Consider the following 12,372-nt stretch of genomic DNA (forward strand, 5'->3'; position numbering starts at 1 on the left):
AACCATGAGTAAACTGCAAAATGAACGACTGGCCCGGTATGTAGAAGCCGAGAAGGCCGTTTTGATGGGACAGTCATATACTATCGGCAACCGGACTCTGACAAGGGCAGACTTATCCAGCATCCGTGTTGCCATCGACAACCTGATCGCCAGCGGGGCGACGCTGGACGACAGCGAAACGCCGGGGAAAGGGCGCGGGAAACGCATTGTATTTTTCGATTAAGGAGGGCCGACCATGGCAAAACGAAATAAACGGTCACGACAAAAGGCGCGGACGCCGACAATCCAGAACAGCGGTTATTCAAACGGCGGGGCTTCGCACGAAAGCAATATTCTAAAAGCCTACAATCCGCGAAAATATTCCGCAAAATCAGACGTAAACGCCAATCTGTATACGTTGCGCAACCGCAGTGCCGACCAGTCTATCAATACGCCCATTGGGGCAGCGGCTATCATGACCAGTTCACTGCATACGATTGGGGCGGGGTTGCATCTGTTTCCGCGCCCCAAGTACAAGCTGTTAGGTATGACAGCCGACGAGTCCCGGGAATGGTCACGCCATGTAGCCCAGGAATTCGACCTGTGGGCCAGCTCGACACAGTGCGATTTGACGAGGCGCAATAATTTTTACGACATGCAGGACATCAACTACACGGGTTATCTCGTGGATGGCGATGCCTTTTGCCTGTTCAAGCGCCGGCCACCGACAGCGGATATGCCGTACAGCTTGCGCCTGCAACTCTTGGAAGGCAACCGGGTAAGCAATCCCTATGGCCGGGACTACTATGGCATTACCGGGCCGTATGCCGTAGAAATGACGGCGCCCACACCGGGGAACAAAATCATATCCGGTGTAGAAATCGACCCGGATGGAGCCGTCGCCGCCTATTGGGTATCGAACAAAGTACCCGGCGACCCGGTAGACATAGGGACGATTGCCACCTGGACCCGCGTCAAAGCATGGGGCGACATTTGCGGCATGCCAAACATTATACAGACCAGCAACGACCAGCGGCCGGAACAATATCGGGGAGCGCCGTATTTATCCCCTGTCATTGAAACGCTGAAACAAGTCAGCCGTTACACGACAGCCGAGCTGACAGCTGCCATTGTAAAGTCTTTTTTCTCGCTGTTTTTCACAGAGTCCCAGACATCTGGCGGCACGCTGAATGATTTCATCGGCAAAACCATTGACCCCCAGGGCGGTCCTGTCATTGACCCGGACGAATACGCATTAGGGCCTGGGACCATCAATGCCCTGCCCCGCGGTGTCGATGTCAAAAGCATTGATGCATCGCGCAGCATGTCGACATTCGACGCCTTCACGACGAAGCTGTTGGAAATGGTCGGCAGCGCCATCGGCCAGCCTTACGAAGTCCTGATGAAGCATTTCACGTCATCCTATTCGGCCTCCCGTGCCGCCATGTTGCAAGCCTGGGAAGAATATAAGCGCCGGCGCATTTGGTTCGCCCGCGATTTTTGCCAGCCTGTCTATGAAATGTGGCTGGCCGAAGCCATTGCCATCGGGCGCGTCAAAGCCCCGGGATTCTTCACGGATCCATTGATTCGGAAATGTTGGTGCAACGCCGATTGGTACGGACCGACCATGACGATACTTGACCCGGTAAAAGATGTCAACGGCAGCGCCTTGCGGACGACATACGGCCTGAGCACACGAGAACGAGAAGCGGCTGAGCTGACAGGCACGGACTTGGAAGAAAATCTGGAACAGCTGGCGTACGAACAGAAGATGATTGAAAAATACGGTCTGACTATCGGAAGCCCGGAAGTGCTGGCCGACAAAGGAGAGACAACCAATGAAGAGTAAAAGATTTTGGCGTTTCGTCAATGAAGCGGGCGACGACAACGCAGAACTGCTGCTGTATGGCGCCATCGCGTCGCAGTCATGGTACGACGATGACGTTACGCCGCGCCAGTTCAACGACGATTTAAAAGAATGTGGCGGCAAGAATCTGACTGTACGCATCAACAGTCCCGGTGGCGACGTGTTCGCGGCCCAGGCCATTTATACGATGCTCAAAGGCTACAGCGGCAAGAAGACCATGCACATCGACGGGATGTGTGCCAGTGCGGCCACTATCATCGCTTGTGCGGGCGACAGCGTCGAAATGCCGCGGAATGCACTGTACATGATTCACAACCCGGCATCCTTTCTCATCGGTGGTTATGATGAACAGGGCCTGGCCAAATTACAGAAAGCGCTGGCATCGACGAAAGAAACGATTTTGAACGTCTATGCGGAACGATGCCATAAGACAACGGATGAATTGGCACAGATGATGGACGATGAAACGTGGATGACGGCCGACCAGGCCCTGGAAAATGGTTTCATCGACGCCATCGACGAAGACTATCAGGTCACGGCCAGCCTGAATGACAATATGCTGATTGTCAATAATATTTCCTGCCCGTGTCACATGAAGAACCGGGCACAGCTTGAAAAGATCATCAACAAAGGAGAAAAAAATATGGATGATAAAACCTTAGCCAGCAAACTGGCAGCCTTATTGGGTTTGAACCCGCAGAACGCGAACAAGGATGCGGATGAATTGAAGCGAATTGCTGAATTGAAGGCACTGAAAAACGGGAACGTATACACCGATGCCATGATTGACCGGGCTATCAGCGATGGTCGGACAGCGGATGATGTAGCTCCCTATATCGAAGCCGTCGCCGGCGTACAGTCGCCGAGTGACCAGGCACTAGCAAGCGTACGCACCATGATTATGGAACAGATGCAGTCCGGATCTGAACAGGTAACGCCAGTACCGAAAACAGGAATGCCGCAGAACCAGGCAGCCGTAAAGAAAGCTCAGGACATTGAAGATGTAGTCAATGCAGCGAATAGATTGAGAGGTGCAAAATAATGGCAATCAGAGAAGTCATCGACATTAAACACGACCAGCTTATCGGCGGGCCGGAAATTCCGATTTTGCTCAAGAACGTCACATTAACGGCGGGGACAGCTATGAAACGCGGCACGCTGATGACCGTTACCGGGACAGCCGCTGTGGCTACGGCTAAAGCCGCTGTTGCCAATGCTATTTTGAGTTGCGACGTGGATGATAAAGCCACCGTTGCGACGGTCTATGTTTCTGGCCGATTCCATCGCGAATACCTCATTGCCGCCAGCGAAGATACGGTTGACGCCCATGAAGAAGAATTGCGAAATGCCGGTATTTTCTTGACATCTGTACACTAGGAGGAACTGAACATGGCTATTGAATTGAGAGATACTGTATCTTTGATGCAGGCAATGGAACGGATTACGCCGCCGGCATCTTTTTTGCTTGATACCTTTTTCCCGCTTGTACCGGCGACAGCCGTTACGACCAAAATTGCCGTAGAATACCGCAAGCGTGGCCGTCAGCTGGCCCCCTTTGTCGTTCGTGGCGCAAAAGGAGCGAGCCTGAAAGACACGGGCTCTAAAATCGCTATCTACCAGCCGCCGATGATGGGGCCGAGTAAGGTAGTAGACCCAGAAGAATTATCGGAACGTGGCTTTGGCGAAAACATCTACAGCACGACGACACCGGCCCAGCGCGCAGCCATCAAGCAGGCTGAAGATATGGTGGATTTGCAGAACGCAATCATCAACCGCAAAGCGAAGATGGCGGCGGATATCTTGCAGACTGGTAAATGCGACATCGAAGGTTATGCCGATGACGGCAAGACAGTGTTGATTGACACCATTGCGTTTGACTTTGACCATAAAGTCACGCCGACGACCACCTGGGATAAAGCCGGCGCGACGATTTACAGCGACATCAAGAACGCTTCGGAACTCATCCAGGAAGACGCCGGTATCGTCCCGACCATGATGATTTGTGGGAAAAATATCGCAGATTATTTGCTGAGCAATGACCAGATCATGAAATGGATGATGGTTCCGACGGCGGACAATCTGTCCCTCATGGGCTTCCAGCCGCAGATTATCAGCCCGCAGATTACTCACGTCGGGCGCATCAAATCGCTGAACCTCGACGTCTATACCTATGCAGAAACGTACACCGACGATGCCGGGAAATCGCAGTATTTCATCGACCCCGATACGGCCATCATCGCCATTCCGGGCCGCGGCAGTCAGCTCCACGGCGCCTGCACCCTGCTCAATGATGCCGGCACGGCCTACGAAACCTTCGTTGCACCGTATGTGCCGTACTATAACGGCAACAAGGATACGCAGGTATTGAGTTTCTACATGTACTGCCGTTGTGTCCTGGCTCCGCAGTTTGTCGACGATTGGGCCGTCATCAAAGCGAAATAGGAGGGATGACCATGAAGTTAGTCGTTACATACGGCTGCGTTTCCATGGGCAAGCACTTATATCGGACTGGCGACTCGTTCGAGTTGCCGGACGATGAAGCGGAAAAACTCATGGAACGGGCCGATGAACAAGTTGTTGCCTTGGTTGGGGACAAAGTGGACCAGGCTAATGAGCCAGAGACGGAAGAATCGCCGGCAGACGAACCAGGGATGGAACTGCCCCAGGCCGATGCCGCCGCAGCCGTCCAAAAATGAGCACGTTCAAAGAAATGGTAGCTTCGGACATTCCGGCTTTTCTCAATGCTGATGAATTTGCCGAAACACATGAGCTGAATGGCAAGAAGTATACATGCATCGTGCAGAGTCCCAAAGAAGACGCTATGTTCCAGACACAGGAAATCTATTCCGGCTTCGAGAGCACCCATGGCCAGGTCATCATCATTCATATCGCTAAAGACGATTACGGAGAAGTCCCAGCGGAAGGAGAAAGTTTTACTGTCGATGGCGATTACTGCCTGGTAGATAACGTCATCGACGACATGGGTATCTTGACGATGACCCTGCATAAGAATCACTAGGAGGGCCTATGAGCGTAGAAATCGACATTCAAGGTGACAAAAAGCTTATGGACGCCTTGTCCTCTCTGAGCGATAAAGAAATCGCCAGGGCGGCTGTAGCTGCCGGAAAGCGGGCGGCCACAGCCGCCAGGACGGCAGGGACAAAGGAAATCCGAAGCATTTATACCATGAAGGCCGGGGACTTGAAAGCGAAGGCGCAGATCCGGGCCGATGAAGACGGCGCTACCATCCTTGTCAAAGGGGCGCCCGAGGCAATCCATAAATATCAGGCCAAGAAGCGGCGGGACGGCGTCTTCGTATCCGTAAAGCGCGGGAAAATGACGCATGTCCCCCGCGGCTTTAGCCTGGGCGGGGCATTCGTCGCCCGTAAGGGAAAGGAAAGATACCCGCTGAAAGGTATCTATGGGCCGGCCGTGCCGCAGTTATTCGGCAATCCCGATGTCCTGAGCGTCATGATGGATCGTGGCAGTGACGTCTTTGAAGAACGATTGGAACATGAAATCGAATACAGATTAGGGAAGTGATGCGATGACCCCATTGGAATGCGCGGAAGGTATCGCGGAATTCTTGAAAGAAAAATTCACGGCTTACCAGGAATATTGTGAAGGCCGGCCAGAAAATATCTTTTCGAGTGTCGATACGGATGTAAATGTATATGCCGGATTCCTGCCCCGGGCGAATAACCGGGCAGACCAAAAGAAACTTTGTCCGGCCGTCGTGGTACGGCCAGAAGCTACGACAGACGACCGGGATAAGTCCGTTACGTCTATCGTCATCTACGCGACTATTTACGATGAAGATATGACCTATGGAGCTCATATGTTGTTCCATTTCCTCGAATTCATCCGCTATCACCTGCTGGCCAACAATCCCATTGCCAAGAAATGGTTCATTGATATAGATGACGGGAATATCAAGACGACGATTCCCGATGACCAGCCGTTCCCACAATGGGTAGGTGTCATTGAGTTCGACGTATTCATTCCGCAGCCACGTCAAACTCATTGGGAGGTTTTAGGAGGCAGATACGATGAGTGAAAACAGCGGGCCGGTCATCTACGTCGGCCCAGCCTATAAAGACACGGAAATCCACACGAATCAGATTTTCGCAGACGGGATTCCTGCAAAATATAAGGACGACCCGGTATATAAGCATCTGTTCGTCACAGCGGGCGAATTGGATGCGGCACAAAAAGAAGTTAAATCTACAGGCTCGTTGAGAAACATCATGTATAAACGGGCCATGGCATTACACGGAGGTAAATAAAATGGCATTTTTCCACGGCGTAAAAGCAAGCGAAGTCCCGACATCGATTGTGGCGACTGTCGCCACTGATTCCGGCTTGCCGGTTGTCTTCGGGACGGCGCCTGTCCATCTGACAGAAGACCCGACAGCCTATGTCAATAAACCCGTCATCTGCTACAGCTGGAAGGAAGCGACGCAGAATTTGGGGTATCATCCCGACTGGGATAAGTACACGCTCTGCGAAGCGATGTATACCGAATTCAAACTGTACAATGTAAAACCCATTGTATTTGTCAATGTATTGGACCCGGCCAAACATAAAGTGTCCGTTTCGGACACAGCCAAAACTGTTACGAAGAAACAGGTCATCCTTACAGACCCGGTTTTATTGCATACGCTGACCGTCAAGGGTAGTGCAGACGGGTCCGCAGCCACCTTGGATAAGGACTATACGGCGGCATACGACGATGATGGTCAGCTCATCATTACCCTCTTGGATGATGGTGCCCTAGCCTCCGTATCGAGCATCCATGTTGCTTATGACAAATTAGATCCTACGGCTGTCAAAGATGACGATATCATCGGCGGCATGTCCACGGATGGCAAAAACAAAGGGCTGGAACTCGTCGACGATATTTATTTCCAGATTGGCAAAGTTCCGGGCCTGTTGGCAGCACCGGGATGGTCTGAAAAGCCGGCCATTGCCGCTGTCATGAAAGCCAAAGCGGCTAAAATAGACGGATTGTTCCCTTGCATGGCACTGGTAGACATCAATACGGAACAGGTCAAAAAATACGCCGACGTCAATATGTGGAAAAACGGCAACAACTACACGGGGAACAACCAGATTGTCTGCTGGCCGTGCGCTAAAAATGGCGATATGGTATTCCACTTATCGACCCATATCATGGGCATCATCGGCGTTACCGACGGCAATAACGATGACGTCCCATATCAGTCGCCGTCCAATCAGACATTACAGGCGACAGGGCTGTGCCTGAAAGATGGCAGTGAAGTAAATCTCAATCTGACGCAGGCCAATCTGCTTAATGAACAGGGCATCGTTACGGGCTTGAATTTCTCCGGCGGCTGGAAGTCCTGGGGGAACTTTACCGGCGCTTATCCGGGCACGACAGATGTCAAAGATATGTTCATCTGTGTCCGGCGCATGTTCAACTGGCAGTATGTCACCTTCATTTTAACGAACTGGCAGAAGACAGACCAGCCAATCACTCCGAGACTGGTAAAAACGCTGGTAGACAGCGAACAGGTGCGGTTGAATGGGCTGACGTCACGAGGATATCTCTTAGGGGCCAGTGTCCAGTTCCTGGCTGATGAAAACCCGACGACCGATTTACTGGCCGGCATCTTCCGGATCCACACGAAGCTGACGCCGCCAGTCCCGGCACAGGACATTGAAGATACCTTTGAGTATGACGTATCGAATTTTGAAGTATTATTCTCGTAAGGAGGGAAACCCATGGCAGTAAATAAAATCCCGGAAGTCATCAATGATATGCGGGCTTATATCGACGGCGCCGACGATTTAATCGGCGTCAACGAAGTCGAATTGCCGGATTTGAAATCGCTGACAGAAGATATTGAAGGCATCGGCGTCGCTGGGAAAATCGAGGCGCCCATTGCCGGGCATTTCGATTCCCTGGAATTAAAACTGACCTGGCAGGTGCCGACAAAAACCAGTTCCCGCCTGGTCGGCGGCAGCACCTTGGCGCTGGAACTCTATTCGGATATCCAGAACTGGGATAGCGGTGCCAACGACTACGAACACGAACAGTACCGCGTTGCCGTCCGTGGCCGTGTAAAGAGCCACAACCCGGGCAAATTCAAGGCCGGGTCCAAGACAGACAGCGAAACCGTCATCGAATGCACGTACTTTAAAATCGAAATGGGCGGCTCCACGCTCTGCGAAATCGACAAATACGGATACAAAGCCATCGTCAATGGTGTCGACCTGTTACAGCAGGTCCGGGCCAATATCGGCATGAATTAGGAGGATTAGCATGAAAGAAAAAGAAAATGAACTCGTCAACGCTGAAATCGTAGATCAGGAAAATATCCTGCATCTGACAACTCCGTTGCCGAACGGGCAAACGGAAATTTATTTTGACTTTGCAAAACTGAACGGCTATGCTCTGCTGGCTTGCATGAGCCAGGCTAAAAAGAAAGACAAACTTATGACAGTACCGGCATTATCCATGGAATACCAGGCCATGGTTGCCGCTGCGGCCGCTAAAATGAAGTATGACGACATCCTCAACTTGAGTGGTCCTGACTTCATGGCAGCCTGCTTGAAGGCGCAGAATTTTTTACTGCCCAAGGAGCCGTAGAAAACATAAGATTGTCGGCTATGAGGCTTGCCAAGTACACAAAAACGCCGATTGGATGGTTCCTGGAACAACCAATCGGCGATTTTCATGCCTGGATTCAAGTCATGAATGAAGAAGTAGACCGGGAAAAAGAAGAAATAGAGAAGGCCAAGAAGGGAGGGCAATAAGATGAGTCGTGTCATGGAATTAGCTATTGCCATCAAGGGCCGTCTGGATGGGTCTGTAGCTTCGTCGATGCAGCGGGCTATCGCCGAGTCCAAAGAGTTGAAGACGCAAATCAAGGCGGCCAATGACGCTATGCGGAGCGCACAGCGGGCGGCGTCAGCTGAACAAAGGGCCACAGGCCAGGTCAGCGTAGCATCGTATCGGCAGATTGCCGCTCTCCAGGCTCGTATCAACGATTTGACCCAGCGACGGTCTGACATCTTAGATGCCCAGGCCAGAAAGCAAAAAGCACAGGCGGCCTTTGACAGTGCGAAAAGTAATTTGGCTGGGACTGCTATGAAAACAGCTGTCCTGGCAGCACCGTTAGTGGGGGCAACGAAAGCGGCCATGGAATTTGAAAGTGAAATGGCTGAAATCAGAAAAGTTGTTGATTTTGATACACCAGAGCAGTTTAAGCAGATGGGACAGGATATCTTAGACTTGTCTACAAAAATGCCGATGGCTGCTTCGGGAATTGCCAAAATCGTGGCCGCTGGCGGCCAGGCTGGTATCGCCAAAGAAGATTTGCTGGAATTTGCTCAGGATGCCGTAAAGATGGGCGTAGCCTTTGACCTTACGGCTGACCAGGCTGGGGATATGATGGCTAAATGGCGAAGCGCTTTCAAACTGAATCAGCAAGACGTAATGGCTTTAGCGGATAAAATCAATTATTTGGGAAATACAACGGCCGCCTCGGCACCATTGATTTCCGACGTCGTAACCCGTATCGGGCCACTCGGGGAAATAGGTGGACTTGCGTCCGGAGAAATAGCCGCTCTGGGGGCTTCCATGATAGAAACAGGGACACAATCAGACGTAGCCGCAACCGGCATCAAGAATCTCATTCTAGGAATGGCAGCTGGAGAAGGCGCTACGAAAAGCCAGGCCGCTGCCTTCCAACAGCTGGGATTTGATGCGGTGGATATGGCCAAGCGGATGCGAACCGATGCTAAAGGCGCTATTATGGATGTCTTTCGGGCCATACAGTCGTTGCCTGAATATCAACAAGCGGGAGTTTTATCCGATTTGTTTGGGAAGGAATCAATCGAAGCCATCGCTCCCTTGCTTACGAACTTAGATAAACTACAGTCCAAATTTGAAGCAGTCAACGATGCCACAAAATATGGAGGCGCTGTAGATTCAGAATATGCAGCCAGATGTGAAACAACGGCCAATCAAATGTATCTGTTCAAAAATAGTATGACAGCCGTGGCCATTGAAATCGGCTCTGCATTATTGCCAGCCATTAACAGCATCTTACGGAGTATCGTTCCTGTCGTCGTTGCCTTTGCCAATTGGGCCAAAGAACATCAAGTATTGATACAAACCATAGTTGCCCTGGCCGCCAGTTTTGCTGGTGTCTTATTGGCCGCCAGGTCTATTTTAGCCATCAGAGCCGGTTTTAGGATGCTTAAAGAAACGGCTGATATGTTCTTCACAGTAAACAAGAATGGGGAAACCGTATTGCGCGGGTCCGCGACGGCATCCAAACTTTTTCATGCCGGATTGAATGGATTAGGGGCAGCCTTTCGTGCTGCGGCAACAGGGGCCAGAGCGTTAGCAATGGCTCTCATGGCCAATCCTATTATCGCCATCGTGGCCGTCATCATTGCCGTGGTCGCCGCCATTATTTATTTCTGGAATACAAACGAACAATTCCGGGCCGCCGTCATTGCGATTTGGAACAATATCGTATCCTTTGGCATGAGTCTGTTTTCAGCCCTGGCCGCTTTCTTCACCGGCGTATGGAATGGCCTGGTCACGATTGCCACAGCCGTCTGGAGCGGCATCATGACCGTAGCGACGATGGCCGTATCGGTCATCATGGACATCATATCCGCCTTTGGCGCTTTCTTCACCGGCGTATGGAATGGCCTGGTCACGATTGCCACAGCCGTCTGGAGCGGCATGATGACCGTAGCGACGATGGCCGTATCGGTCATCATGGACATCATATCCGCCTTTGGCGCTTTCTTCACCGGCGTATGGAATGGCCTGGTCACGATTGCCACAGCCGTCTGGAGCGGCATGATGACCGTAGCGACGATGGCCGTATCGGTCATCATGGACATCATATCCGCCTTTGGCGCTTTCTTCACCGGCGTATGGAATGGCCTGGTCACGATTGCCACAGCCGTCTGGAGCGGCATGATGACCGTAGCGACGATGGCCGTATCGGTCATCATGGACATCATATCCGCCTTTGGCGCTTTCTTCACCGGCGTATGGAATGGCCTGGTCACGATTGCCACAGCCGTCTGGAGCGGCATGATGACCGTAGCGACGATGGCCGTATCGGTCATCATGGACATCATATCCGCCTTTGGCGCTTTCTTCACCGGCGTATGGAATGGCCTGGTCACGATTGCCACAGCCGTCTGGAGCGGCATGATGACCGTAGCGACGATGGCCGTATCGGTCATCATGGACATCATATCCGCCTTTGGCGCTTTCTTCACCGGCGTATGGAATGGCCTGGTCACGATTGCCACAGCCGTCTGGAGCGGCATGATGACCGTAGCGACGATGGCCGTATCGGTCATCATGGACATCATATCCGCCTTTGGCGCTTTCTTCACCGGCGTATGGAATGGCCTGGTCACGATTGCTACAGCCGTCTGGAACGGCATGATGACCGTAGCGACGATGGCCGTATCGGTCATCATGGGCATCATATCTGCCTTTGGTGCCTTCTTCGCCGGGGTCTGGAATGGCCTGGTCACGATTGCCACAGCCGTCTGGAGCGGCATGATGACCGTAGCGACGATGACCGTATCGGTCATCATAGGCATCATATCCGCTTTTGGGGCCTTCTTCGCCGGGGTCTGGAATGGCTGTCTGGCCATCGCGTCGGCCGTGTGGGATGCTATCTCCAGCTTTGTATCGGCCGCAGCCAGCGTCATAGAAGGCATCATCTCTGCATTGGTAGATTATATTTCCGGTGCTTGGGATAGTGCTGTAGCCGCAGTACAAAGTTTTGCCAGCAGTGTCATAGATGCCATTGGCCAGGCCGTAGACTGGGCGATGGACAAGTGGAGCAGCTTAGTTAATGCCTTGTCGCATCCGATTGATACGGCTATCAACATTGCACAAAACATAACCCGTACAATCAGCGAAGCAACCAGCGGCGGTGATGACGTCAGCGAAAACGCCAGAGGTGGCATTTATCAGCGTGGGGCCTTCCTGACAACATTCGCCGAAGACTCGGCAGAAGCAGCTATCCCTTTAGACGGGTCGGCACGAGCTATCTCATTGTGGCAGCAGGCCGGAACCGCGTTAGGGGTCATGCCCAAAACGCCACAGCGGATGAGTGCAGGAACAGCCAAAGCCCCGTCGTACAGCAACAGCAGCATCACACTTAATTTCCGGCCGACTATCAACGTCCAGGGCGGCGGTGACGTCGCTGATGTCGTCCGTCAAGCCTTGGAGGAACAGGCGCGTCAATTCCAGCGGGAACTGCCTAAAATGCTGGATAGAGTATCCGCAGGACGGAGGCGGTTGAGCTATGAATAAGTACACGACAGTCCAGGGGGACATGTGGGATGCCATTGCATATAAAATTTTCGGCAATGAGCTCTATATGAATGAACTGCTGGAAGCGAATGAAACGTACCGGAACACGGCTATTTTTCCGGCAGGAATCATATTGAACATCCCGGACATCAATGTAATCCAGTCATCCAAGATTTTGCCACCATGGAAGCGGTGA

16 protein-coding genes are annotated in these 12,372 nt (G+C 52.1%); all 16 read left to right on the forward strand.

The window, feature by feature from the left end:
• Positions 1–4 precede the first annotated feature (4 nt).
• The 16 genes from C6362_RS07130 to C6362_RS07205 are packed head-to-tail and all read left to right on the forward strand — an operon-like array spanning position 5 to position 12,372.
• Positions 5–223 (forward strand): DUF6148 family protein, encoded by a 219-nt coding sequence (locus C6362_RS07130; protein WP_014016048.1) that lies wholly within the window; start codon positions 5–7, stop codon positions 221–223.
• Positions 224–235: 12 nt separating this feature from the next.
• A complete protein-coding gene (locus C6362_RS07135) occupies positions 236–1,828 on the forward strand; it encodes a phage portal protein (protein WP_014016049.1) in 1,593 nt (530 codons plus the stop codon).
• Positions 1,818–2,888: a head maturation protease, ClpP-related gene (locus C6362_RS07140; protein ID WP_014016050.1), complete on the forward strand. Its 1,071-nt coding sequence runs from the start codon at positions 1,818–1,820 to the stop codon at positions 2,886–2,888. Before C6362_RS07135 ends, C6362_RS07140 begins: the two co-directional genes overlap by 11 nt.
• A complete protein-coding gene (locus tag C6362_RS07145; protein ID WP_014016051.1) occupies positions 2,888–3,223 on the forward strand; it encodes a hypothetical protein in 336 nt (111 codons plus the stop codon). The genes C6362_RS07140 and C6362_RS07145 overlap by 1 nt, the downstream gene beginning before the upstream one ends.
• A gap of 12 nt (positions 3,224–3,235) precedes the next feature.
• Positions 3,236–4,288, forward strand: a complete 1,053-nt coding sequence (locus tag C6362_RS07150; protein WP_014016052.1) for a major capsid protein — start codon at positions 3,236–3,238, stop codon at positions 4,286–4,288.
• 11 nt (positions 4,289–4,299) lie between these two features.
• Positions 4,300–4,542: a hypothetical protein gene (locus tag C6362_RS07155; protein WP_014016053.1), complete on the forward strand. Its 243-nt coding sequence runs from the start codon at positions 4,300–4,302 to the stop codon at positions 4,540–4,542.
• Positions 4,539–4,865 (forward strand): hypothetical protein, encoded by a 327-nt coding sequence (locus C6362_RS07160; RefSeq protein WP_014016054.1) that lies wholly within the window; start codon positions 4,539–4,541, stop codon positions 4,863–4,865. Before C6362_RS07155 ends, C6362_RS07160 begins: the two co-directional genes overlap by 4 nt.
• 8 nt (positions 4,866–4,873) lie before the next feature.
• Complete coding sequence (locus tag C6362_RS07165; protein WP_014016055.1) at positions 4,874–5,389, forward strand: hypothetical protein; 516 nt, start codon at positions 4,874–4,876, stop codon at positions 5,387–5,389.
• A 4-nt stretch (positions 5,390–5,393) separates the two neighbouring features.
• The gene (locus C6362_RS07170; protein WP_014016056.1) at positions 5,394–5,903 is read left to right on the forward strand and encodes a hypothetical protein; all 510 of its coding nucleotides are present in this window, start codon (positions 5,394–5,396) and stop codon (positions 5,901–5,903) included.
• Positions 5,896–6,132 (forward strand): hypothetical protein, encoded by a 237-nt coding sequence (locus C6362_RS07175; RefSeq protein ID WP_014016057.1) that lies wholly within the window; start codon positions 5,896–5,898, stop codon positions 6,130–6,132. Before C6362_RS07170 ends, C6362_RS07175 begins: the two co-directional genes overlap by 8 nt.
• Before the next feature lies 1 nt (position 6,133).
• Positions 6,134–7,579 carry a phage tail sheath family protein gene (locus C6362_RS07180; RefSeq protein ID WP_014016058.1) on the forward strand — a complete coding sequence of 482 codons (1,446 nt, stop codon included), beginning with the start codon at positions 6,134–6,136 and terminating at the stop codon, positions 7,577–7,579.
• Between the two features lie 12 nt (positions 7,580–7,591).
• Positions 7,592–8,122 (forward strand): phage major tail tube protein, encoded by a 531-nt coding sequence (locus C6362_RS07185; RefSeq protein ID WP_014016059.1) that lies wholly within the window; start codon positions 7,592–7,594, stop codon positions 8,120–8,122.
• A gap of 10 nt (positions 8,123–8,132) precedes the next feature.
• Positions 8,133–8,459 carry a hypothetical protein gene (locus tag C6362_RS07190; RefSeq protein ID WP_014016060.1) on the forward strand — a complete coding sequence of 109 codons (327 nt, stop codon included), beginning with the start codon at positions 8,133–8,135 and terminating at the stop codon, positions 8,457–8,459.
• Between the two features lie 20 nt (positions 8,460–8,479).
• The gene (locus C6362_RS11810) at positions 8,480–8,626 is read left to right on the forward strand and encodes a hypothetical protein (protein WP_157868799.1); all 147 of its coding nucleotides are present in this window, start codon (positions 8,480–8,482) and stop codon (positions 8,624–8,626) included.
• Between the two features lies 1 nt (position 8,627).
• Positions 8,628–12,176: a phage tail tape measure protein gene (locus tag C6362_RS12175; RefSeq protein ID WP_255411276.1), complete on the forward strand. Its 3,549-nt coding sequence runs from the start codon at positions 8,628–8,630 to the stop codon at positions 12,174–12,176.
• The gene (locus tag C6362_RS07205; protein ID WP_014016062.1) at positions 12,169–12,372 is read left to right on the forward strand and encodes a tail protein X; all 204 of its coding nucleotides are present in this window, start codon (positions 12,169–12,171) and stop codon (positions 12,370–12,372) included. Before C6362_RS12175 ends, C6362_RS07205 begins: the two co-directional genes overlap by 8 nt.

Origin of the sequence: Megasphaera elsdenii DSM 20460, assembly GCF_003010495.1 — a bacterium.
GTDB classification, from domain to species: Bacteria; Bacillota; Negativicutes; order Veillonellales; family Megasphaeraceae; genus Megasphaera; species Megasphaera elsdenii.